The sequence below is a fragment of the Streptomyces sp. CB01635 genome, assembly GCF_002803065.1.
GTDB lineage: Bacteria > Actinomycetota > Actinomycetes > Streptomycetales > Streptomycetaceae > Streptomyces.
This window is the reverse complement of the sequence record NZ_NNBL01000013.1, coordinates 111268-134515: the sequence shown is the minus strand read 5'-3', so window position 1 is coordinate 134515 and position 23248 is coordinate 111268. Positions and strand designations below refer to the sequence as shown.

Sequence of the window (23248 nt, the reverse complement as noted above, 5' to 3'; positions counted from 1 at the left end):
TCCTCAGGAGTCCCGCAATGGTCTTGTTGTGTCATGAGGTGCACTGCAAGATCAGGTCTGCGATCGGGGGGAGCGCCGCGCGTGGTTCGCCCTTCGCCTGACCTGAGGGGGACTTTGATGCGCCTTACAAGAGCGGCGTCGCTGCTGCTTCCGCCGACCTTTGCGATAGCCGTGCTGGGTACAGCAGGCCCGGCTTTCGCGGAGGATCCGACGCCCGAGCCTGTGGTCGTGCAGACGGTGCCTCCGGCGGAGCCCGAGGAGGGGGACCTCGACGAGGAGGGCGCCAGCGAGGAAGTCCAGGTGCCCACGGAGACTCCTCCGAAGGCCCCCGAGGTTCCGCCGGCCGCGCCTTGTGAGGCTGGATATTCCTGGGAGTCCACCGCGAAGCACGGGACCTACCACAAGGGCGTGGGTGCCGCACAGGCCACCACCAACAACACCTCGCACTCAGGCAAGTCGACGTTCACCTCCGAGACGTCCGGTACGGTGACCGTCGGCATCAGCGGCACGCTCAAGGCCAAGGCGTCCGCCGCGGTCGCCGAGATTGAATCGGAGTACAGCGTCAATCTCTCTGTCTCCCTCACTGCCAAGATCGGCAACTCGTACGCGACCACTACCCCGGCCCACACCGTTACCCACGCCAAGTACGGGGTGTACCGCCTGAAGACCAGTGGCTACAGCCAGTACCACTACGCCAACTGCACCAAGGGCGTTAAGACCAACGCGACGCTCTACTCGCCGAGCCATGTTGGTCGGTACATCTGGGAGACGAAGGCCTAGTGTCCCGCCAGTTCCTCGCAGGGCTGAGCCTTCTGTCAGCAGCCATGTTGCCGCTGGTAGCGGCTTGCTCGTCCGATCACTCAGATGATGGCGGCTCCGCAAGGCCGCCTGCGAAGCCCAGTGCATCGGTCGCCCCGAGTACTTCCGTACCCGCCACGCCTGACCAGCCCCCGGTGAAAGTTCCGCCGGAGTTGGACCAGGACCAGACTCTCGCCGCTCGCCAAGGAGAGACGCGCGGGAGCCGCATCTTCTCCTTCAAGAAGGGCCAGAAGGGGGACGCCCTCATCATCGCTGTGCGATGCCAAGGAAAAGGGGAGTTGAAGGTCTCTGTGAAGACCGTCCACGCCGCATTTCCCCTGGCATGCGTCGACGGTGAAGTGAGCACCACCTACAACATGGTCAACATGTCAGGGGCGGACAAGGAGGGCACGGTTGCCGTCACCGCGCCCTCAGCGGTCCGCTGGTCAATGACGATTGGGCGCGGTGAGCCGCCGAAGGAAGAGCGGTAAGCAACCCACAGCATGTTGCCCCGCCTCCGCACGGAGTGAGTGCCTGGCACAGTCACCGCCTGGTCCCAGACCCGCCCACTCCCCGAGCCGGTCCAGAGAACGCGTCAGGCCCGGTTCCCTGAGAAGGGAACCGGGCCTGAACTGGTGTTTCAGCGGTCGGGGTGGCGGGATTTGAACCCACGACCTCTTCGTCCCGAACGCGATTTCGGAGCTAGTTGACCTCGTGGTGCATGCGACTGTCCGTGTCGAGCGCCCCGTGTTCAGTCCGTGGTTGTCCACGACGGTCCGGCGCGGACTGTTGCGCTTGGCCCCCTCTTTGGCCCCCGGCGGGTGCCCCCGGGGGCTGATGTGAGGCGCCTACGTCGCTCGCGTAACGTCGCCTTGTGTCGGCACTCTTCGACCTCGACAACACCCTGATCGACCGGCGTCGGCCTTGAGCACTGGGCTCGTGGCTTCGTCCGCTCACGCTCTCTGCCTCAAGAGGCGGGGGCAGCCATCCTGCCGAGCCTCCCCGCAGCCCCATGCTGCCGTGGCTCAGACTTCCGGCGGGATTGCCAGCATCTGATCCGTAGGCGGGTGCGCGCACGGATCGCCTGAACTCCCCTAGCCATCAGGGTCTGTTGGTCAGGGGTCACCTGTACATCGACATGTGCATGTGTGCGCCGACGTTGATGTCCGACAGCGGCGCTTCCGAAGGGTCGGGCACTTGAGGCTGGGCCACGCCCCACCCCTCAACAAGGTTCCTAAAGCGGTGGTCCGAGCCAAGGGATGTCCCAGTTCAGTTCGATCCAAAGGGCCACGCTGGGCCGATAGCCAACTTGGCAGCCACGTCGAAGGCCGCGGTTGGCCACTGCTGTTTGTTGGCGTTGATGTCAGACATAGATGTCAGTAAGCCTCGCTACCAGCCCCGTCGAACCGAGGTTGCAGGGTGGCCGCCACGCCCGACGTGACAGCGAGTATGCCGCCCAGGCCGGCCAGGGCGGTCGTCGCGTTCCGGAACAACTCTCGCTGGAGCGTCGGCGAAGTCGATGCACGACGCTGGGAGCTGCGGTGTCAGGCACCTTGGCGGTGGTGCCGAGCGTGTCGAAAGGGACCTCCGCGATCACCCTTGCTACCGTCCACTTCGCCTAAATAATCCACAACTGACCGATTCGCACCCGCGGGTGTTCGAGAGGACACGGACCATGAGCGACTTTTCCCGTCGCCGACTGCTGAAGACTTCTGCGGTCGCCGGCGCCGGCGCAGTCGTCGTGCCGGGCGTCGCGCAGGCCGCGACCCCTAGTGCGAGTGTCGTGATGGAGGCTTCCGTACATGAGGCGCACGAGGCGCAGTGTTCTCCGGCGAAGCTGACCGGCCGCATCGTCCGTCCCCACGACCCTGGGTACACGGATGCGCGCCTCGGCTGGGACCAGCTCTTCTCGCACTATCCGCTGGTCATCGTCTTCGCTCAGAACACCCAGGACGTGGTCAACGCCCTGACCTGGGCGCGGCAGAATGATGTCGCGCTGCGGATCCGGAGCGGCCGCCACAGCCTGGAGGGCTGGTCGAACGTCGACAGCGGCCTCGTGATCGATATCAGCGAACTGAAGTCGGTCCATCTCGACAGCGCTGCTCGTGTCGCGACGGTCGGCGCCGGACTCAACCAGCTGGAAGCGGTGACCACGCTCGCGAAGCGGAACTTCGCGGTGACGACAGGCACCGAAGGCACGGTGGGCCTGGCCGGCGCGACGCTCGGTGGCGGCTTCGGCTTCCTGACGCGCTGGCTGGGGATGGCGTGCGACAGCCTGATCGGCGCCGAGGTCGTCGTGGCCGAAGGTGGCGAGTGCGCAAAGGTGATCAAGGCCGATCTGACCCATAACTCGGACTTGTTGTGGGCGCTGCGCGGTGCGGGCAACGGCAACTTCGGGATCGTCACCTCACTCACCTACAAAGTGGCTCCGCTGAAGAGCGTTACATATGTGCAGGCCACGTGGGATGGCATCGGTGACCTGCGGAGGGTCTTCAATGCCTGGCAGCGCACCGCGCTGCACGCCGATGACCGCCTTGGCACGCAGGTCGAAATCCACCGCAATCAGACCTTGTTGTTCGCGGTCCTCGCGGAGGGGACACCTGCGGAGGCCAAGAAGCTACTGGCCCCGATCCTGTCGGTCGGCAGCCCCCAGGTGTCGGTGCAGGTTGGCAACTGGGGCGAGGTGTATTCGGGATTCCAGATTCCTACCGCGAACGAACCCGCGAACTGGAAGTTCTACTCCCAGTTCACCAGGAAGCCGTTCCCGGGCAAAGCGATTGACGTGATCTGCTCGTTCATGAAGCACGCGCCCACGGACGACAGCAACTTCTTCACTCAGGCGTTCGGTGGGGCGGTCAGAAGGAGTCCCCGCGGCGGCACGGCATTCCCGCATCGCGACGCACTCTTCTACTCCGAACCCGGTGCCGGCTGGGGCACCCGTTCCGACCAGCCGGGCATCTGCGACCCGCTCACCCCGCAGGCTCAAGCCTGGATCGCCGAGTTCAGCCAGGCCTTGCGCCCCTACGTGGACGGTGCCTACGTCAACGTGCCGAACGTCGGTATGCAGGACTGGGAAACCGCCTACTGGAGGGACAACTTCGACCGCCTGCGCGAGATCAAGGCGAAGTACGACCCGCACAACGTCTTCCAGTACGACCAGAGCATCCCGCCTGCGTCCCGCTGACCGAACCTTGATGGAGCCCCCTCCCGACCGGTGAGGGGGCTCCGCTGTGCCTACCCGTCTCAGGCCTTTCGCTCAAGAGAGCCTGACTTTGATGCGGTTCGACAATCCGTGGCCGGAGCGCCCCTTTCCAGACGATCAGCCGATCCCGCACACCATTTGGAGACTGATCGGAGGAGCACACCGGCTGCTGGCCGGTCCTTAGGGTGCGGATGTGGTGCGCGCCCCTCCCACCGGTTCGGCTTGCGCCTCGGGCGCCCCCGGGCACCTGTTTTCGGGACGGCCCGACTCCATGGCCGCAGGAACTACGGCCAAGCGCTTACCAGTGCGGGTCGGCGAAGGCACGCGCTGAGTGACGGCGAGTGCGTACCGGCCGTGGGGCTGTCGCCCCCGCGGGAAGGCCCATCACCCATCGATGACGTGAGAGCGCGGGCCCGCCGCACCTGGCGTCCGCCCGGCGGAGGGCATGCGCCAAGCCGCCGACCGGGATGCCCCACAGGCCCGTTGCTCCGTCCCTCAGCACGCCGAATTCATGGGCGGTCCGCCCCCGGACGCGCGGTGGCCGACGATCTCGTCTGCTCGTGGCGTATCTGTGACATGGCACAAGAGCGACATGTGCGGCCCCTTGAACGACGGCGGGGGAGGCCGGAGGATCCAGTGATCTTTCGCACTTCGCCGCGTCTCAGGAGTCTTCCTTGCCCAAGCTTCCCATCCCCCGGCCCGGGCCGATCGCCCTCGCCGTGGCGGCCGCGCTGACACTCGGCGTCATACCGGCGACTGCCGCTGTGTCCGCGTACTCATCCGGTGAGGTGTCGCACAACGACGCCGGACACCGAACCCCCGGCGATGCCGGCACGCACACCGTCACCCTGATCACGGGTGACAAGGTCACCATCGGGACCGCCGCCGACGGCACCGTCGTGCGCTCCTTCCAGGCCGCGAGCGGAGCCACCACCGGCTTCCACCGCGCTGTCGTGGACGGCGCCACCTATGTCTACCCCGACGCCGCCCTGCCGTACGTGAGCGCCGGCAAACTCGACAAGCAGCTCTTCAACGTGACGCGGCTGATCACCGAGGGTTACGACGACGCGCACAGCTCCCGGCTGCCGCTGATCGTGCGCTACACCGGAGCCGCCGCCAAGGCCCGCACCCGGACGAAGATGGCCGGCTCGACCGACGTCCGCCGCCTGGACAGCATCCAGGGCGCGGCCCTCGCGCAGAACCACAAGCAGGCACCGGAGTTCTGGTCCTCGCTCACCGGGGGTGCCGGCGCGGCGGCCCGGTCCGCGAAACCGTCCTTCGCAGGCGGCGTCGCCCACGTGTGGCTCGACGGCAGGGTGAAGGCCGATCTGGCCGACTCCACCGCCCAGATCGGCGCGCAGAAGGTATGGGCGGAGGGCGACACCGGCCAGGGCGTGAAGGTCGCGATGCTCGACAGCGGCGCGGACACCGAACACCCGGACCTGGTCGGGCAGGTGTCCGACAGCGCCAGCTTCGTGCCCGGCGAGGACGACATCGCCGACTACAACGGCCACGGCACGCACGTCGCCTCGACCGTCGTCGGCACGGGCAGTGCCTCCGATGGCAAGGAGCGGGGTGTCGCCTCCGGCGCCCGGCTGGCCGTCGGCAAGGTGCTCAACTCCGAGGGCAGCGGCCAGGAATCCTGGATCATCGCGGGCATGGAGTGGGCCGCCCGCGACCAGAAGGCCAGGATCATCAGCATGAGCCTGGGCGGCGGCGGTGACAGGACCGACCCGATGAGCCAGGCCGTCGACGAACTCAGCCACGACACGGGCGCGTTGTTCGTGATCGCGGCGGGCAACGGCGGCCCGCACTCCATCAGCAGCCCCGGTGCCGCAGACTCCGCGCTGACCGTCGGCGCCGTCGACTCCACCGACACGCTCGCCGACTTCTCCAGCCAGGGCCCGCGGGACGGCGACGGCGGGCTGAAGCCGGAGATCACCGCGCCCGGGGTCGACATCGTCGCGGCGCGCTCGCACTACAAGCGCGGCTCCGGCTACTACACCACGATGAGCGGCACGTCGATGGCGACTCCGCACGTCGCCGGTGTCGCCGCGCTCCTCGCCGCCGAGCACCCCGACTGGACGGGCACCCAGCTCAAGGAGGCGCTGGTCAGCAGCGCCAAGGCAACCCCGGCGTACACCCCGTACCAGGCGGGCGCCGGCCGGCTCGACGCGCCGGCGGCCGTGCACACCACGGTCTTCGCCACCACGACCGCCTATTCCGGCTTCCACACGTGGCCCCCGAAGCCCGGGGAGACCGACGTCCAGACGGTGACGTACACCAACGTCGGCGACGCCCCGGTCAGCCTCGACCTGGCGGTCAACGGCACCGTCCCGGCCGGGTTGTTCAACCTCTCCGAGGACCATGTCACCGTGCCCGCGCACGGCACCGCCACGGTCACGCTGACCGCGGCTCTGGACAAGCTGGCGGGCGACCGGTCGGTCAGCGCCGTGATCACCGGTACGGACGGCGCCGGGACGGTTCGCGCCCGGACCCTGATCGGCGCGGCCCGAGAGGGCCAGCGGCAGAATCTGACCGTCGTCGCGAAGGACCGTGCGGGCAAGCCGCTGGCGGGCCGGGTCGTCCTCACCGCCGAGCACCTCTTCACGGTGATGGACCTCGACGCGTCCGGCACCGGCACGACGCGGCTGCCCGTCGGCAGCTACAGCGGCTGGCTCACCGGGGACGTGCAGGGCGCCGAAGGCCCGAACTCGCTCGGCATGGTGCTGCTCGCCTTCAACGACGTGAAGCTGGACCAGGACCGCACCGTCACGCTGGACGGCCGCAAGGCGCGCCGGATCCTGGCGCGCGTGCCGCAGCAGGCCACCGCCGTCGCGCCGCGCCTGGACGCCCACCGGTCCTTCACCGACAGCCTGGTGGAGACGTCGATGCTGCCCAACCCGTCGTACGACAGCATCTGGGCGCTCCCGACCGGCAAGAAGGTCACCGACGGCGAGTTCGAGGCCGGCGCCCGCTTCCGCCTGGAGCAGCCGGCGCTGACCTTGAGCACGAAGTCGACGACCTTCAACGACCCGTTGGTCAAGCGCGCGGCCACGCCGCTGCCCACCGGTAGCCGGAACCTGACGGCGGTCTTCGCCGGCGACGGCACGGCCGAGGAGCTCGCTCGGCAGAACGTGCGCGGCGAGGCCGTCGTGGTGCGGGGCGCCGGCACGGAAGGGATCAAGGCGCAGGCGGAGGCCGCCGCGGCGGCCGGCGCCCGGCTGCTGCTGGTCGTCAACGACGGCGTCGGCCGTCTGCAGCCCTGGGACGAGAACCCCTGGAGCCCGCAGAGCCCGGCCCCGGTGACGGTGGCGACGCTCACCGCCGACCAGGGCGCGGAGCTGATCGGCTCGCTCCGGCACGGCGCGGTGTCGCTGAAGGTCACCTCGCACCCCACGACGGATTACGTCTACGACGTGGTGCACCACTGGACCGGCGCCGTCCCGGCGGACCCGACCTGGCGTGAGGAGCCCAAGGACCTCGGCCGGGTGAACGTCTCCTTCCGGAACTACCGGCAGGGCAAGGCGATGGAGTTCCGTCCGGACGTCTGGCGGGGCTGGGCCGTCGGTAACCAGCTCACGGCGCCCGCCCAGGGCGAGCGCACCGACTGGGTCACTTCCGGCACCACGTGGCTGGACGACGCCTTCATCCAGGGCGAGACCGGGCAGCACTCGATCGACCCGCTTCGCTTCCCGGCGCGCAGGACCGGCAAGGTCAGCTGGTTCGGCCCGATCCAGCGGCCCCGCATGGGCCCGGTGAACTACCAGCCCGTGCGCTACCTCGACACGATGTACATCACCGCGCCCGGCTGGGGCGACTCGGGCTCCGGCCACGTCGGCGAGGCCGGCGCGAACTTCGACGTCAAGGACTGGATGTCGCTTTACCAGGGCGACCAGCAGCTCGACTGGGGCAACGCCGAGTATCTGCAGGTTCCCGGGCTCGGTGCGGAGCGCCTGCCCTACCGGCTGGTCCTCGACAACAACCGTGGCGCCTGGGCCAACCCGTACTCGACGCACACGCTGACCGAGTGGAACTTCACCTCTGCGGTCACCAGCAGCGAGTCGGCGGTGTCACTGCCGCTGATCCAGCTCGACTATGGCGTGGACACCGACAAGTCCGGCCGGGCCGACCGGCATGCCGGGCTGACGGTGACCGCCTCGCACCTGCCGGGCACCACTGCCGCCATCGCGAAGCCGTCCGTCGAGGTCTCGTACGACGACGGTGCGACCTGGCAGCGGACCGACCTGAACCGGTGCGGTGACGGATGGCGGACGAACCTGCGCGCCCCGCGGTCGGCCGGCTTCGCCACGCTCCGGGTCGGCGCCCGGGACAACGCGGGCAACACCGTCTCGCAGACGATCACCCGAGCCTTCGGCCTGCGCTGACGTCACATCCCGGGAGGTCACCTGGGACAGCACCGCGTGGGTGGGACCGCAGCCGGCGGCCCCACCCACGCGGCGTTCCCGGTTGTCAGCGGATCTACGTGGACACCTCGTCGCGGAACGGCAAGCGAGTGCTCGTGGACCGCCTGTGGCCCCGCGGAATGAGCAAAGAGCGGGCCCACTTGGACGCATGGCTCCGCGACGTGGCGCCGCCGGCGGACTCTGCGCCACTGGTACCACCACGACCAGGAGCGCTTCGCGGGAATTCCGGGATCGCTACATCGGCGAACTGGAGGACGCCGATCACCGGCCAGCCGTGCAGCCAGCAGACTTCGGCGCCGACGGCGCGCGTCGCCCGAGCTTCTCCGTGGCTCCCCGCGGGTTCTGGCGCGGCTGTGGCACGGGCTTCAGTCACCCTGGAACCACAGATAGCTGCCTGGCGCGCCGGCGCACTGCCCCAGCAGCGTTGCAAGGTCGTCCAACGCGGCAAGCTGACGCTCATCACTGCATCGTTGTCGCAGCTCGTGGATCTCGTTGAGAGCGGCGGCGGACTCCTGTTCGTTCATCAACGTATCTCCGTACGGATCGACGGCGGTGAGCCTCCCGGCAACTCCAAGCAGTTGGAGGGAGCTGAGTGCATCGGCCAACGCATCCCCGTGCCCGTACGAGTTCCGCAGGAGTGTGGCGCGGGACTTTCGCCAGTTACGCGCCGGCCGTGCTGAGTGCAACTCCAAGTCGATCCCCATGGACTCATGATGCGGTGCCTCAGGGTCGCCCGCCAGGCGACGTATCCAGGCGGCATGGTGGCGAGCTGGGCAAGTGACCGACCGTTCTCCGTAGAGCTACGGATCAGATCTTCGGGGCTGCCGGGTGGTCAAGCACGCTCAACTGCGGCCGATGCCTGGGTCATTGAGGAATGGACCTACCCCGACGATTAGCACCGAGAAGGCCGAGCCTGCGGCCTCGCTGTAGGAGGCCAAGACGTTGGTTACGCCCATTCGGAGCCGGGCTGCTGGCGGTTGGCCTCCGGTAGCACTGTGGGGCAGGTGGTAGTTGTGGTGGATGTTCCAGACCTTGCGAGCCTCGGCGTGCTACTGCTCTGAGAGCCAGGTGCGGGTATGGAGGAACTCCTCGACCCTCCACGTGACTGGCGAGGACTGCCTGCTGCTCGACGTGCACTGTTCTCACGCCGAACGCCTTGAACAGGTCGTGGACTCCCTCGCCCGTTACGGACCGGTCACCACCTCACTCGTCCTGCGCAGCTACCCGCCGAAGTCGTTGCCAACGGCACCGTCGACAACGTCCTGACCCGCAACACCCAGCGCTTAGAAGGCGCCTGGTGTGATCGGCGGCGCATCCCTTCGGGCGCTGACGGGAGAGCCGTCCGTCGTGGAGTACATGGTGTAGATGGTGGTGCCCGAAACCCTCTTGTTGTGCCATCGCGGCCGGCTCCGTCATGTTCAGCGCGCAGGCCGCGTCGGCGCCGCCTACGGCTCGTCGGTGGCGGTGCAGCCGGAGTTGCTGCAGTTCGGCGTCCGTGGAGCACCACGTCGACGGCGCGCACCGCATCGTTGAAACACGACGCGGGCACACCCGAACGCTTCGCCAATACTGTCTGCCGGCCGGTGTCCGGGTACAGGCGGAAGGCGTACCGGAGCTGCGTGACGATCACACTAGACATGTCGTACGCGCACAGCCTTGGGGAACGTCCGTACGGACTGTCACCGTTCACGCCGCCACACTCCGGCTCCGCCAGAAAGACGCCGCGACGCTTCGCGTTTGCAACCACCAAGTTCGCTTCACCACCGGACTGAAGCCCGATGCACTGGAATGAATCCCGGTGACAACGGCCGCGGAAACAGCGGCAATACAGGTCGCAGGATCGACCTGATCGTCACATCCCGAAGCATCCCAGGGCAGCTGAACTGCGTATACGTTGGAAATTCCGCCGGTACCACCGGGACCTCAAATCGGGGCCGACGGCGGCTTGGCGCCGGTTCTCGTTCCGATGTTCCTCAACCCTCGGACAATGTTTGCAGGGCTGTTCGCGTGACTTGCCCAGTGTGGGTCCGCAGTTGGGATGTCGGCCAGGCGATAGAACACCAGTCGTGAAGCCCTTGACACGCATCCTCGCGCCGGCGGTCGCCGTCGGCATTGCCCTCGGCGCCGCCATGCCCGCCGCGGCGGCCGCGCCCGCTCCCGTCGGCAACGTGATCATCGCGAGCGCCGCCAACCCGCAGCTCGCGCTCACCCAGGACGGCCTGACCCCTACGCTGACCCCGCCCGGCGAGCCCAACACGGTATGGAACCTCGTCCCCGACTCCGGCGGTAGCGTCGACATCGTCAACCAGAACAGCGGCGACTGCCTCCTCCGCTCCCCCGACAACGAACCCGTGCTCCAAAGCTGCCTACCGTACAACTTCCTGCAGATGTGGGGAGCTCGCAGCAACTCGGACGGCACCGTCACCTTCTCCAATGTCGGGATGGGCCTGCCCCCCGTCTGTCTGACGGCACAGTCGTCGCAGGTCGTCACCGAGAACTGCAACGGTTCGACGGCACAGAAGTGGGTTCTGCGCACTCCCTGACCGCCACCGCAGACCAACGCGGTAGAACAATCCAGCGTGCCCGGGGCCGGGTCCGGTAAGTGCCGGCCCGGCCCCGACCGTCTGCCGTCACCGCGTCACCGCGGCAGGTCACCGCGACGAACGCGCGAAGTCGCGCGGCGACCTGAACGTCAGGCTCCGGCCGTCGTCCATGGCGAGGCCGCCCTGAGCACGGCAAGCCCGTACGACTCGCCATCGCCCCGGTACCCGATACCGGTCACTTTTGGGCAAACGTGAGACCGACCTCGTTACCCGTCGAACCGGTTGCACCGGGCAGCCAGGAGTTGAAGATGAAGCCGTCGATCTCACCGCCGGTATTGGCGACGCTGCACGATCCCAAGTAGGTGATGTAGGAGTCGGTGCTGCTCAGCGCGGGGCCGCTCAGGGTGAAGCTGTCGCCCTTCAGCAGGCCGCTGAGGATCTTGGAGGTCCACTTCCCGTTCCTGTCGATGTAGAGCCGGCCGATGCTCACATCGCCGGTGTTCCAGGTGAACTTGAGCAGGGCGCTCTGCGTGAAGGTGGTGCAGTTCCGGTTGAGCAGGGTGACCTTGTTCATCGAGGGTGCGCCGACTGAGGTGTAACTGCTCGACAGGAGTACGGGGTTGTGGTCACGGTTACCGCGGGCGAACCTGCCGTTCGGTGAGGAGCAGCCCACCGTGGCGCCCTTGATCTCGTTCGGGGAGGTGGTGCGGCCGTTCTTGTTGAGCGGGTGCGAGAAGTTGTCCTGCTCGACGAACACCTGGCAGGCCAAGTCGGCCAAGGGCTTCGCTGCTGCCGGGGACGTGGCGGCCGAGGCTCGCGCCCCCGGAGCCCCCAGGGACCCGGGTGCCGCCACCAGCACCGCCGCTGTCACGGCTGTCGCGGCGCAGCCGGCGATGCTCATCCTTCGCGCACGCGTCTTCGAGTGGCGCTTGCCGGGGTCCTGCGGGCTGGGCTTGACGGTGCGCATGGCATACCTCCGCTGGAGCTGGGGCGCCGTTGACCAGGCACGTCCCCGGCCAGACCATTCGTACAGCCGCCGGAATCACCACGCACTCCGCATGCACCCGTTCAGGCGCAGCCGGCGAGGGCGTCGATCGCTTCCTTCCCGTTGTGAGTCCGGCCGGTTGGGTTGCGGTCACTCGGGTCCGCCGAGCGGGAGCGTCGGCGTTCCGCCCTCTCGCAGGCGGTGGTGAGCGACTCCATGAGGCGCGGGGTCTGCACGAAGACCCTGCGTTCCGGGTCGAGGCCGACACCCTGACCGTGCTCACCGGCTCGTAGACCGGTTCGCTCTCTGCGCCTCTTCGGAATGTGTCGCGCATCACACCCGGCCCATGTCACGTCCAAGCCGCCTGCTCCCATCTTGTGGGCGTCAGTGAGCGAGGCGAGGAGGACGGAACGATGAGCGCACGGCAGGAGACCAGCACGGCGACCGCGCACCACGTGGTGATCCTGGGGGCGGGGTACGCGGGCATGTCCGCCGCGATCCAGCTCGCGGCCCGGGTCAAGGGGCGCGAGGACGTACAGGTGACCGTGGTGAATGCGCAGGAGCGGTTCACCGAGCGGATGCGTCTGCACCTGACGGCGACCGGCCAGCGGCTCGCCGAGCTGAGAATCCCGGCACTGCTGGAGGGCACGGAGGCACGGTTCGTGCGCGGCTGGGTGACGGCGGTGGACGCGGACGCCAAGACCGTGCGGATCGACGACGACCGGGTGCTGCCCTACGACACGCTGGTATACGGGTTGGGCGGGGTGGCCGACACGTCCACGGTGCCGGGTGTCGAGGACCACGCGTACACCCTGAGCAGTGCGCAGGACGCCGAGTTGCTGGCCGTCCGGCTTGGGCGGCTCGGCAGCGGCACCGTGGTGGTCGCCGGCAGCGGGCTGACCGGCGTCGAGTCGGCTGCGGAGATCGCCGAGCGGCACCCGGAGCTGGACGTCGTACTGCTGGGCCGGGCCGAGCCCGGCGCGACCATGAACCCCAAGGCCAAGGCGTACGTGCAGGCCGCGCTCGACCGGCTGGGCGTCCGGGTGCGTGCCGGGGCCGAGGTGGTGAAGGTGCTGTCCGACACGGTCGAACTGGCGGGTGGGGAGAGCATCGCCGCCGACGTGGTCCTGTGGACGAGCGGTACGCGCGTGTCGCCGCTGGCGGCCGCCGCCGGGCTGGCCGTCGATGAGCGCGGACGCATCGTCACCGACGCCGCGCTGCGGTCGGTGTCCCACCCTGACGTGTACGCAGTCGGTGACGCGGCCGCGATCCGCCAGGGCTACGGCGTAATGCACGGCACCTGCCAGGGCGGCATGCCGACCGGGGTGCACGCCGCGCTGTCGATCGAGTGTGTGCTCAAGGGCAAGCAGCCCAAGCCGTTCCGCTTCGGTTACTACCACACGCCGGTGAGCCTGGGGCGAGGCGACGCGGTGGTGCAGTTCACCCACCCCGACGACAGCCCGCGCCGAATCTGCCTGACCGGACGCATGGCGGTCAGGTACAAGGAGATGGTGACTGCCTCCCCTTGGCCGACCTACGGCCGCATGAAGAAGATGCCCGCCTCCGGCGCATTCTGGCCCCGCGGGGGCCGCTCCACCCTGGTCCGGGAGGCACCGTGACCGACCCGACCGCCCACCTCGGCCAGCAGGCCTTCCACGAGCACCGCAAGCTGCTGTTCTCCGTGGCCTACCGCCTCCTCGGCACCGCTGCCGACGCCGAGGACGTGGTCCAGGACGCCTGGATCAAGTGGTCCGCTGCGGACCGTTCGCAGGTGGCCGACCCCAGGGCGTATCTGACGCGGATCGTCTCGAACCTGGCACTGGAACGGCTGCGCTCCACTCGGCACAAGCGGGAGACCTACGTGGGGCCGTGGCTGCCGGAGCCCATACTCACCGGCGGGGACGCCTCCGAGGCCGTCACGGAGGCCGAGTCGGTGTCGATGGCCATGCTGGTGGTGCTGGAGACGCTCAGCCCCCTCGAACGCGCGGTGTTCGTGCTGAAGGAAGTCTTCGACTTCAGCCACGCCGAGATCGCGGAGGCGGTGGAGCGTTCCGAAGCCGCAGTACGGCAGGCCGCGCACCGTGCTCGTGAGCATGTGCGGGCCCGGCGGCCGCGTTTCGCCGCGGACCGGTCGCGGCAGTGCGAGGTGACCGAGCGGTTCTTCGCCGCAGCGACCGGTGGTGACATCAACACCCTGATGGAACTGTTGTCCCCGGACGTCACGCTGTGGACCGACGGCGGCGGCAAGGTCCGCCAGGCCATGCGTCCGGTTGTGGGCGCGGCCACGGTGGCCGCTTGGTTCGCGGCCATCGGCACCGTTGCATACCAGGGCGTCGAGCCCGCCGACATGAAAGCCGAACTCGTTGAGATCAACGGCGGCCCGGGCATGGTGTTCAGCGGACTGGGCCGTGTGATCGCCACCGTCACCTTCGACTTCGACGCCAACGGCCGCATCACCGCCATCCACAACGTCGCCAACCCCGACAAACTCCAGGCCATTGCCGACGGGACAGCTCGCGACGTCGGGACGCGCTGAGACCTGCGCGGGATCGTCGCAGCCCGTTGGGCGAGATCGTCGCCCAACAGCCCGAACGCAATCCCGAGCTACCCACCCACGACCCGGCGGGCCCAGGCGCAGTCACCGGCGCTCGAAGCGCAGGGCGCACAACACGACGCCTCGGAATGAAACAGGAGGAGCCAGACCAAGACGCCCATGCCATCACCGTTCCCGCATCACAGAACACATCAGCCCCAACAGACCCGTCCAACCGCAAGCGGATATCGGCCCGAACGGGGCTAATGCAGAGCCAAAATCCCTCTGCGTGCGTGCTTTTGATCCCAGGGATCCGGCCTGCGGTGATCGATAGGTTGTGCGCATGGTTGCGAACGAGGGTGTGGCCGTCGTTGGGGCGGACGTCGATGACCAAGGCTGGTCCGACACGCGGGCTTGGGTGGAAAAGCGTGTAGGCGGAGGGTGCCGCATCGACGCTGCCGAGCGGCTGCGTGGCGGATGGACTTCGGAGATGCGGCGTCTACGCATTGGCGGAACGGGAGAGCCGCAGTGGATGGTGCTGAGGTCGTTCGTGAAGCCATTCTTCGTTCAGCATGCGAAGGGGTTGCTCACTCGCGAAGCGGAGATCCTGCGTCTGCTCAGCGAGACCGATGTGCCGGTGGCGGAGTTGCGCGGTGTTGATGCGACGGCGGTGTACTGCGACCACCCGTCGTTGCTGATGTCGCTGCTGCCCGGCAGCGTGCGGTTGGGTGAGGAGGAAGCGGGGCTGCGGACCCAGCTGCTGGCCCGCCAACTCGTCGGCATTCACCAGGTGCGCGTCCCGGTCGAGGCCCGGCCGCGCGTTTACCAGGCCTGGACGTCGCCCGACCGTGTGCGGCTGCCCGAATCCACCGAGCGGCTGGACCTGTGGCAGCGTGCTGTGGACATCATCCGGCGCGATCCCCCTGACTACCGGCCTTGCTTCCTGCACCGGGACTTCCACCCCGGCAACGTGCTCTTCACCGGGCAGGGCGCCCGTTTGGAGATCACCGGCGTCGTTGACTGGGTGGAGACGTCCTGCGGCCCGGCGGATCTGGACGTGGCGCACTGTTCCACGGCCCTGGCTCTCCTGCACGGCGCCCAGGAGGGCATGCGGCTGGCTGATCTCTATCTGGCTTCCGGGGGCACGTTGAGTGAGGACCCGGCAGCTCACCTGTACTGGCGCGTCCTCGATGCACTCGCGTTCGCGCCGGATGCCGAGAAGGTCGCGGTGCCCTGGCGGGAACTGGGACGCGACCTGACTTCGGACCTGCTCACCAGCAGGCTGGAGGAATACCTTGAGGAGCTCTTCCGCCGCTTCGGCTGATCGTCTCCACCTGGCGGTGCCTGGGCAGCAGGCTGAGCCACGGCCCGGGAACGGCCGCGCGGAGCGGTGAACAGTGGCCTGGCCGGCTTTGACGGCTCAGCTGGAGGACTCGTCTTTCTTGTCCAACTGCCGGTGCGCGGGCCCTTCTCGTCCAACTGCCCGTGCGGGGGCCTTTCTTGTCCAACTGTCGGTGCGCGGGCCTTTGCGGGCGAGGCGGCGGGTCATGAGGGTGATGAGTGACCCGGTCAAGTGAGCTTCGCTGTGCTGCGGGGAGGCGTTCGTAGTCCCTTGCGTTGCGGCGGGCGCGCAAGGTCCAGCCGATCGTGCGCTCGACGCCCCGGCGAGGCTCCCCGGCGCCCCGCACCGCGGGCGCTCGGTGGTGACCACGTGGGCGATGGCCTGACCCATACCCGTCGGCCGGCCTTCGTCAGGCCATGCGCTGCTGCGGTTCGGACTGCTCGGTGCCGCTCTCGGCGAGAGCAGTGCGCGCGGCCTGCAGCAGTTCTTCGGAGATCGGGTCGCCCCGGGTGGCGCGGGCGAGGGCGAGGGCGCCGACCATGGTGCAGAGCTGGGCCATGCCGTCGTCGTCGCCGGTGGCCAGCCGAGCGGCGCGGTTGCGTATCCCGTTGATGTAGACGTGGCGGGCGCGGGCGGCCTGGTCGGGCTCGCGACCCAGGTCAGCGGCGAATCCGGAGACGGGGCAGCCGTCCGCGGCGTGATCGCGGTGCCAGACCGAGAGGTACTGCTCGATCAGCGTCCGCCGGGCGGCCTCGTGCTCCCCGGCGCGCTCCTCGGGCGTCGCCGCCGCATGTGCGGCCTGCTCGGCGAAGGCGTGGGCGATGGCCTCGTCGACCAGGTCGTCCTTGGATGCGAACTGCTTGTGGAACCCGCCATGGGTGAGCCCGGCGGCCTTCATCAGGTCGGCGACGCTGACCGCGGTGCCTTTCTCGCGGAACATCCGGGAGGCGGTGGCTACGACGCGCTGCCGGTTCTCCTGTGCTTGCGCCTGGGACACGCGGCCCATGGAATCACTCTCCTCAATTGGATGTCACTTGCCATCTATCCTAGCTCCGTTTAGATTGCTTGCGACATCTATTTTATGTCGATGAGACCCCCCCCCGCAGGTCAGGCAGGGTCTTGCGCTGCCTCCCACCGTTCGAGGCCGACGGCCTCCGCCCGGCAATCGCAGAACCACCGACAGCACTGGAGACCCCCTGTGGCATCGCCACCCACCCCCTCCGAGTCCTCGACGCCCACGGGGTCCACGCCGCCCGAGCCTCCTGCCCAGCGACGACGTGTTTCCGAGGCGGTCCACCGCCGTCGCTGGGCCATCCTGGCCGTGCTCGCGTTCAGCCTGCTGGTGGTGATGCTGGACAACTCGATACTCAACGTGGCGATGAAGACCATCGCCCAGCCCGCCCCCACCGGACTCGGCTCCACCCAGAGCCAGCTGGAGTGGGCGGTCAACTCCTACACACTGGTCTTCGCCGGACTGCTCTTCACCGCGGGCCTGCTCGGTGACCGGCTCGGCCGCAAGAAGGTGCTGCTCTTCGGCATGCTGGTGTTCGGCGCGGGATCCGCGCTGTCCGCGCTGTCGGACTCCTCCGGACAGCTCATCACCTTCCGCGCCGTGATGGGCCTCGGCGGCGCCTTCATCCTGCCCGCCACCCTCGCGATCATCATGAACGTCTTCGAGCGCGAGGAGCAGCCCAAGGCGATCGGCATCTGGACAGGTGTGGTCGGTTTCGCCATCGCTGCCGGCCCCATCGCAGGCGGCGTCCTGCTGGAGCACTTCTGGTGGGGCTCGGTCTTCCTGGTCAACGTACCGATCGTGGTCGCCGCGATCACCGCGATGGCGGCAATCGTCCCCGACTCCAAGGACCCCCGGCCCAGCAGGCTCGACGCGGTCGGCGTGCTGCTGTCGATCGTCGGCCTGGCCGTACTGGTCTACGGCATCATCAAGGGCGGCCAGCTGGGCGACTTCACCCGGCCCGAGGCATGGGCGACAATCCTCGTCGGTCTGGCGGTCCTCGCCGGCTTCGTGGTGTACGAGGCCCACAGCGACCATCCGGCCCTCGACGTCACCTACTTCCGCAACCGGCGGTTCTCCGCGTCCGTTGCCGCCATCGGCCTGGTCTTCTTCGCCCTCATGGGCGTCACATTCTTCAGCGTCTTCTACAACCAGAGCGTGCGCGGCTACAGCGTCCTGCAGTCCGGTCTGCTCGTCCTGCCGCTGGCCCTCTCCCAGATGTTCTTCGCCCCGAGGGCCCGGCTGGCCGTCAACCGCTTCGGCGCCCGAGCCGTGTGCGCCGGCGGCCTCGCCCTGACCGCCGTGGCCTTCACCGGCTTCCTGCTGCTCGACCAGGACACCCCCATCTGGGTGCTGGAGGTGCTGTTCTTCCTGATGGGTACGGGGATGGCCCATGTGATGCCGCCCGCCACCGTCATGATCATGTCGTCACTGCCGCGGGAGAAGGCCGGCTCCGGATCCGCGGTCAACAACACCTTCCGGCAGGTCGGTGGGGCCATCGGGGTCGCCGTGCTGGGGTCGCTGCTGTCCACCACCTACCGCAACGGCATCGACGGCCACCTGGGCGCGCTGCCCGCCGCCGACCGCCACGCCGCAGGTGAATCCGTTCAGGCAACCCTGGCCGTCGCCGAGAAGCTGGGACCGGCCGGCAGTGCGCTGGTGCGGCCCGCGCACGACGCCTTCATCCATGCCATGCACATCACCGCGGCAGGGTCGGCAGCCGTCGCCCTGGTCGGCGCGGTCGTCGTGCTGGTCTTCCTGCCGGGCAGGGAGGTCACCGCGGCCGCCGGCGGTGACAAGTGAGCCTGCGTTCGGCACGGCAACCGTCCACCGGCGGTGGCCCGGCAAAGACGCCCTTCTGCTGACCCAGCGGACAACCGAGCCGGTACTCGAAGGAGTACGCCCGCGCGGGTGAGGCCAGTGCCGACTTCAGCGTTGCCGACCTCCTCCGCCCGGCAATCGCAGAACCATTGACAGCACTGGAGACCCCTGAGAAATCGCCACCCGGATCAGCCGTGACATCGCCGGGGCCAACGCCTTGATGCCAGATCCTCTGACGCTCTGATCACACCTCAACTCAGATATTCCATTACTCCGAAGGAGATCGACTGATGACTGCCGACAACCTTGTTCTCATCCCCGGTGCCGGCGGCGTGGGCCGTACGGTCTTCGAGCACTTGCGTGCTCAGGATGTGCCGGTGCGTTTCATGGTCCGTCGTGACGACGAGCGTGCAGCTGAGCTTCGGGCGCTCGGCGCGGAGGTCGTCATCGGTGACCTGACCCGGCCCGAGACCGTGGCTGCCGCACTGCAGGGTGTGTCGCGGATGCACTTCGGGATAAGTGTGTCGCCGGACCAACTGCTGGCCGCGACCGTGGTGGCCTCCGTGGCGCGGGAGTACGGGGAGCTGGCGGCCCTGGTCGACCTGTCGCAGATGACGGTGTCCCAGATGACCGCCACCAGCACCGAGGAGTCGCACCAGCAGCGGCTGCACTGGCTGACGGAGCAGATGTTCGACTGGTCAGGCCTGCCCGTGGTGCACGTCCGACCGACCGCGTTCCTCGACAACCCGCTGTTCACCACGATCGCGGCGCGGTCGATCCAGGCGAACGGCACCATCGCGTTGCCGTTCGGCACCGGACGCACCTCGCCGGTCGCCGCGGACGACGTCGCCCGGACCATCGCCACCGTGCTCCGCGACCCGGCTCCGCACATCGGGCAGGTCTACGAACTGACCGGGCCGCGCTCGGTCGACATGACGGAGCTGGCGGCGGAGTTCTCACGGGCGCTGAATCGTCCGGTGTCTTATGTCGACCTGCCGCCGGACCGGTGGGAGGCCCAGCTCCCGAAGCTGGGGATGTCGCCGCACCTCGCACAGCACGTCGCCACCATGGCCCGGCTCCACCGGGACAACCGTAACGACCGCACGGCCGACGGCGTCGAGCGCGTGACGGGCACCCCCGCCATGTCGATCGAGGCGTTCGTGGCCGCCCGCAGGGACTTCTACCTGGGCTGAGCTGCAAAGGTCAGGGCCGGCCCCGAAACGACTGCTGCCACGGGGCCGGCCCTGCCCTTGGCCTCAGTACGGCTGAAAGGAGTTGGACCCATGACCTCATCCTTATCAGGTCGATCACCACGGACCCTTGACGCTGGTATCCGGTCGTAGCACCACGAAAGGAGTGATAGCCCCGCGGTCGTGAAGCTGGTCGTGCGGGTCAAACTCCTGCCAACGCCTACGCAGGCGGCGGCACTTGAGGCCACCTCACACGCTTGCAACGAGGCCGCCACCTGGGCCGCCGAGGTTGCCTTTACCGAGCGGGCTACGAATCCGCTGGCCCTGCGCAAGTACACCTACCAGCAGATCAAGATCCAGTGGGGCCTGGGCGCGCAGGCCGCCCAGCACACGATCAAAAAGGCCTGCGACGCCTACACCACGTTGCGCGCCAACCTCCGGGGCGGGAACTACGGAAAGCCCGGCTCCAAGCGGTACGACAAGGCGGCGGGCAAACCGGTCACCTTCCGTGCGGATGCCGCGCAGCCATATGACGACCGGATGCTGTCCTGGCAGCACGAAACCCAGACGGTGTCGATCTGGACGACCGCCGGCCGGATGAAGAACGTCGCGTTCACCGGTGAAGCCGGACAGTTGGCGGTGGTGGCTGCGCACCGGCAAGGCGAGTCCGATCTGCTGCGCCGGGGCGGGCAGTGGTACCTGCTGGTGACCTGCGAGATGTCCGAGGCGGCGCCAAACACCCACCCGGTGGGGGGTGGACCTGGGGATCGTCAACATCGCCACCACCTCCACCGGCAGGCGGCACAGCGGACGGCGTCTGAACCAGCGCCGTGAGGCCGACCGGAAGCTGCGCGCCAAACTGCAGAAGAAGGGCACGAAGTCCGCGAAGCGGCGGGCGAAGAAGCACGCGGGCAAGGAGGCGCGACGGGCCCGCGACATCAACCACAAGATCAGCAAGCACATCGTGGCGGAGGCTCAACGCACCGGTCGCGGGATCGCTCTGGAAGACCTGGGCGGGATCCGTGAGCGGGCACGGCTGAGAAAGCCCCAGCGCGTCACGTTGCACACTTGGTCGTTTCACCAGCTAGGCGCGTTCACCGCGTACAAGGCCAAGCGGGCCGGCGTCCCGGTGGTGTCCGTCGATCCGGCGTACACCAGCCGGGAATGCTCCCGTTGCCACCACATCGCCAAAACCAACCGGCCCTCCCAGGCCATCTTCACGTGCCGGTCGTGCGGCTTCGCTGAGCACGCCGACCGCAACGCGTCCCACAACATCAGCCACCGAGGCTGGTACGCGTGGGTCCGCGGGGCCGAGTCACAGGCCCCTGCCCTCACCCTCATCGCCTGAGAGGCGACACCGCCGAGCGTGGGAGCTGGACGCAGCCTGATTCACCGAAGCCATCGGTGAACCCGAGCAGCAAGCCCCGGATTCAGCCCCGGGTCAGTGACTCGAGGCTGTTGGTGAGGATCCGTTCGGCGATGCCGTCGCGCAGGGCGGTGGCGGGTGAGCTGCCGGGCTTGCGTTCGGCCTGATCGCGGAAGCAGGCGAGGAACTCCTCCGCGATGCCGGCGCGCGGGTGGCGGGCCAGGACCTCGGCTTTGAAAGCGGCGGAGAAGTCGTCCATGTGACGTCCGGAGATGTCGAGGCTCGTGGAGCGTTCCAGGAGATGGCCCTCGGGGTTCTTCGTCACGTCGACCTCGTCGAGCATGTGGCTGATGACGACCTCCGCGAGGCGCTCGCGACGGGACTCGGACCAGCCCGCGCCGGCGGCGAAGACGCGGGCCACGTGGGCGCTGGCGTCGTCGAAGGGGACCGTGTGGCTGTCGAACTCCGGGACCAGGGCGATGTCGTGGAACATGGCCCCGACGTAGAGGAGTTCGGGGTCGAAGGCGATGTCCTGCTCGGTCCCGTGGGCGGCCGCCCAGATGTATGACCGGACGCAGTGGTTCAGGAGGGCGGGCGAGCAGTAGGCGCGGGCCACGTCGGTGGCGGCCGTGCAGACGGGGGTGTCGGGGAGCAGCAGGTCGTCCAGTGTCATGGCGGGCAGTATTGCCGAACGGTGGCGTGGGGGTGGCGGGGCTCGAGCCGGGTTCCACCGGATTCCCAGAATGGCCGTGCAGCGTGCGGGAGTTGGGGAGTCGGTCTCCGGTCGTTCAGTCGGGGACGGCCCGCGCGGGCGGCTCACGAGTGGAATTCAAGCCGTGCGTGAAACGCTCCGGGTGCCCCGTCGCGGGCTCAGCGGCACGGCCGCCCGTGGACCCCCGGTCCAGCAGGTGGGACGGCCCGCAGTCCGTGCATCCGGATCCGTCTCAGGAGGACCTCTTGACCACGCTCACGTTCGCCGAGGCGTCCGCGCACTCGGGCGGGGATCTGCGGTACCTCCCGGCCGGGCACGGGGAGGTGCTGGATCTGAGTACGTGTGTGACCCGCTCCGGCCCCTCGCCGCTGGCGCTGGCGGCCGCCGCCGCCTTCGACCCGTCGTCCCTGACGGTCCATCCGTACGGTGCCGACGACCGCTTCCGTACGGCGTATGCCGCGTATCTGGGCGTGGACGCACGGCAGTTGGCGGTGACGCGGGGAATCAGTGAGCCCCTGTCGGTTCTTGCGTCGCTCCTTCCGGCCGGGCGGTCGGCGGCCCTGACTCCCGACTACACGGGCACCATTCGGCGGTGGGCCCGTCATCTGCCGCCGGCCCCGGACGAGCGCGACTGCGTGGACTCGCGGGTGCGGCGCCTGGACGCGGCGATGCGCCACTACGCCTACGTGGTGTTCTCGAACCCCAACAATCCGCTGGGCCTGACCCTGCCGCGCGACGTTCTCGCGGAGCTGCTGTCCCGGCATCCGCGCTGCACGCTGGTGGTCGACGAGGCGTATGTCGACTACATGGGCGACCGGCGGCAGTCGGCGATGACACTGCCCCACCGCAATCTGGCCGTGCTCGCCTCGCCCGGCAAGCCGTTGGGGATCGCCGGTACGCGTACGGGAGTGCTGTGGACGCCCGATGACGTGCTGCGCGAGCGTGTGGCGCGACGGCTGCCCGAGTGGCCGCTGTCGGCGTACGACGCGCACGTGGCGTGTGCGGCGTTGCAGGACACCGCCTGGATCGCCTCGGCGCTGGAGGGGGCGCGGGAGGACGCCCGTCGTCTGGAGGCCGTTCTGGTCCGCTGCTTCGGGGACGCGGTGGTCACCGGCGTTCCGGTGCACTACCGGTTCGTCTACGACGAGCGCCCCGAGCGGCTTCACGCGCACCTGCTGGCCGACGGGATCGCGACACGGCTGCTCGTCGACGACGAGCCGGGGCGGGTGCGGGGGCTGCGGGTGCTGGCGCCGGGCAGCGGGGAGCTGGCCCGTCTGGAGGCTTCACTGAACGCGTTCGTGCGGTGACTGGGCTGGG

Annotated in this window: 18 protein-coding genes and 1 pseudogene; 15 read left to right on the top strand and 4 right to left on the bottom strand. The window is 68.5% G+C overall.

From position 1 onward, the window contains the following. Positions 1-228 precede the first annotated feature (228 nt). The 5 genes and pseudogenes from CG723_RS27830 to CG723_RS47865 form a co-directional block, all read left to right on the top strand. Positions 229-780, top strand: a complete 552-nt coding sequence (locus CG723_RS27830) for a hypothetical protein (protein WP_159032561.1) — start codon at positions 229-231, stop codon at positions 778-780. Positions 781-971: 191 nt separating this feature from the next. Continuing rightward, entirely contained in the window at positions 972-1289 is a 318-nt protein-coding gene (locus tag CG723_RS27825) for a hypothetical protein (RefSeq protein ID WP_234374550.1), read from the top strand. 1184 nt (positions 1290-2473) lie between these two features. After that, positions 2474-3982 carry an FAD-binding oxidoreductase gene (locus tag CG723_RS27820; RefSeq protein WP_100596252.1) on the top strand — a complete coding sequence of 503 codons (1509 nt, stop codon included), beginning with the start codon at positions 2474-2476 and terminating at the stop codon, positions 3980-3982. A gap of 692 nt (positions 3983-4674) precedes the next feature. Further along, positions 4675-8388 carry a S8 family serine peptidase gene (locus CG723_RS27815; protein ID WP_234374549.1) on the top strand — a complete coding sequence of 1238 codons (3714 nt, stop codon included), beginning with the start codon at positions 4675-4677 and terminating at the stop codon, positions 8386-8388. 92 nt (positions 8389-8480) lie between these two features. After that, a pseudogene (locus CG723_RS47865) lies at positions 8481-8704 on the top strand (DUF488 domain-containing protein); the annotation flags it as partial. A gap of 88 nt (positions 8705-8792) precedes the next feature. Here CG723_RS47865 and CG723_RS47860 read toward each other — a convergent pair. Then, entirely contained in the window at positions 8793-8951 is a 159-nt protein-coding gene (locus CG723_RS47860; protein ID WP_234374548.1) for a hypothetical protein, read from the bottom strand. 577 nt (positions 8952-9528) lie between these two features. On the opposite strand from CG723_RS47860, the gene CG723_RS27800 reads away from it, so the two are divergent. Both CG723_RS27800 and CG723_RS27795 read left to right on the top strand, forming a co-directional pair. Beyond that, positions 9529-9693, top strand: a complete 165-nt coding sequence (locus tag CG723_RS27800; protein WP_234374547.1) for a hypothetical protein — start codon at positions 9529-9531, stop codon at positions 9691-9693. Between the two features lie 800 nt (positions 9694-10493). Continuing rightward, positions 10494-10970 carry an RICIN domain-containing protein gene (locus tag CG723_RS27795; RefSeq protein WP_100596250.1) on the top strand — a complete coding sequence of 159 codons (477 nt, stop codon included), beginning with the start codon at positions 10494-10496 and terminating at the stop codon, positions 10968-10970. A gap of 235 nt (positions 10971-11205) precedes the next feature. Here the strand turns inward: CG723_RS27795 and CG723_RS27790 are convergent, their stop codons facing one another. After that, complete coding sequence (locus CG723_RS27790) at positions 11206-11937, bottom strand: hypothetical protein (RefSeq protein WP_100596249.1); 732 nt, start codon at positions 11935-11937, stop codon at positions 11206-11208. 431 nt (positions 11938-12368) lie between these two features. Here CG723_RS27790 and CG723_RS27785 point away from each other — a divergent pair, with 431 nt between their 5' ends. The 3 genes from CG723_RS27785 to CG723_RS27775 all read left to right on the top strand — a co-directional run bounded on the left by CG723_RS27785 (position 12369) and on the right by CG723_RS27775 (position 15812). Next, positions 12369-13574, top strand: a complete 1206-nt coding sequence (locus CG723_RS27785) for an NAD(P)/FAD-dependent oxidoreductase (protein WP_100596248.1) — start codon at positions 12369-12371, stop codon at positions 13572-13574. Further along, on the top strand, positions 13571-14491 hold the full coding sequence (locus CG723_RS27780; RefSeq protein ID WP_100596247.1) for an RNA polymerase sigma-70 factor: 921 nt from the start codon (positions 13571-13573) through the stop codon (positions 14489-14491). Before CG723_RS27785 ends, CG723_RS27780 begins: the two co-directional genes overlap by 4 nt. A gap of 340 nt (positions 14492-14831) precedes the next feature. Further along, the gene (locus CG723_RS27775) at positions 14832-15812 is read left to right on the top strand and encodes a phosphotransferase family protein (protein WP_100596246.1); all 981 of its coding nucleotides are present in this window, start codon (positions 14832-14834) and stop codon (positions 15810-15812) included. Positions 15813-16239: 427 nt separating this feature from the next. On the opposite strand, the gene CG723_RS27770 is transcribed toward CG723_RS27775, so the two are convergent. Then, positions 16240-16836, bottom strand: a complete 597-nt coding sequence (locus tag CG723_RS27770; protein WP_100596245.1) for a TetR family transcriptional regulator — start codon at positions 16834-16836, stop codon at positions 16240-16242. A 192-nt stretch (positions 16837-17028) separates the two neighbouring features. On the opposite strand from CG723_RS27770, the gene CG723_RS27765 reads away from it, so the two are divergent. The 4 genes from CG723_RS27765 to CG723_RS48990 all read left to right on the top strand — a co-directional run bounded on the left by CG723_RS27765 (position 17029) and on the right by CG723_RS48990 (position 21201). Further along, positions 17029-18645, top strand: coding sequence for a DHA2 family efflux MFS transporter permease subunit (locus CG723_RS27765; protein WP_442802593.1), 1617 nt, complete (start codon positions 17029-17031; stop codon positions 18643-18645). Positions 18646-18953: 308 nt separating this feature from the next. Beyond that, a complete protein-coding gene (locus CG723_RS27760) occupies positions 18954-19856 on the top strand; it encodes an NmrA family NAD(P)-binding protein (RefSeq protein WP_100596244.1) in 903 nt (300 codons plus the stop codon). A gap of 180 nt (positions 19857-20036) precedes the next feature. Next, entirely contained in the window at positions 20037-20687 is a 651-nt protein-coding gene (locus CG723_RS48995; protein ID WP_324904865.1) for a hypothetical protein, read from the top strand. Further along, positions 20608-21201 carry an RNA-guided endonuclease InsQ/TnpB family protein gene (locus CG723_RS48990; protein WP_324904862.1) on the top strand — a complete coding sequence of 198 codons (594 nt, stop codon included), beginning with the start codon at positions 20608-20610 and terminating at the stop codon, positions 21199-21201. The genes CG723_RS48995 and CG723_RS48990 overlap by 80 nt, the downstream gene beginning before the upstream one ends. Before the next feature lie 82 nt (positions 21202-21283). Here the strand turns inward: CG723_RS48990 and CG723_RS27750 are convergent, their stop codons facing one another. Beyond that, entirely contained in the window at positions 21284-21892 is a 609-nt protein-coding gene (locus CG723_RS27750) for an HD domain-containing protein (protein WP_100596243.1), read from the bottom strand. A gap of 284 nt (positions 21893-22176) precedes the next feature. On the opposite strand from CG723_RS27750, the gene CG723_RS27745 reads away from it, so the two are divergent. Beyond that, positions 22177-23238: an aminotransferase class I/II-fold pyridoxal phosphate-dependent enzyme gene (locus CG723_RS27745; RefSeq protein WP_159032560.1), complete on the top strand. Its 1062-nt coding sequence runs from the start codon at positions 22177-22179 to the stop codon at positions 23236-23238. Positions 23239-23248: the final 10 nt, after the last annotated feature.

What these genes read in the sequence shown, in the direction of transcription:
- CG723_RS47860 (WP_234374548.1), bottom strand. Translation starts at nt 8,951, where the DNA reads ATGAACGAACAGGAGTCCGCCGCCGCTCTCAACGAGATCCACGAGCTG.
- CG723_RS27770 (WP_100596245.1), bottom strand. Translation starts at nt 16,836, where the DNA reads ATGGGCCGCGTGTCCCAGGCGCAAGCACAGGAGAACCGGCAGCGCGTC.
- CG723_RS27790 (WP_100596249.1), bottom strand. Translation starts at nt 11,937, where the DNA reads ATGCGCACCGTCAAGCCCAGCCCGCAGGACCCCGGCAAGCGCCACTCG.
- CG723_RS27750 (WP_100596243.1), bottom strand. Translation starts at nt 21,892, where the DNA reads ATGACACTGGACGACCTGCTGCTCCCCGACACCCCCGTCTGCACGGCC.
- CG723_RS27760 (WP_100596244.1), top strand. Translation starts at nt 18,954, where the DNA reads ATGACTGCCGACAACCTTGTTCTCATCCCCGGTGCCGGCGGCGTGGGC.
- CG723_RS27775 (WP_100596246.1), top strand. Translation starts at nt 14,832, where the DNA reads ATGGTTGCGAACGAGGGTGTGGCCGTCGTTGGGGCGGACGTCGATGAC.
- CG723_RS27785 (WP_100596248.1), top strand. Translation starts at nt 12,369, where the DNA reads ATGAGCGCACGGCAGGAGACCAGCACGGCGACCGCGCACCACGTGGTG.
- CG723_RS27820 (WP_100596252.1), top strand. Translation starts at nt 2,474, where the DNA reads ATGAGCGACTTTTCCCGTCGCCGACTGCTGAAGACTTCTGCGGTCGCC.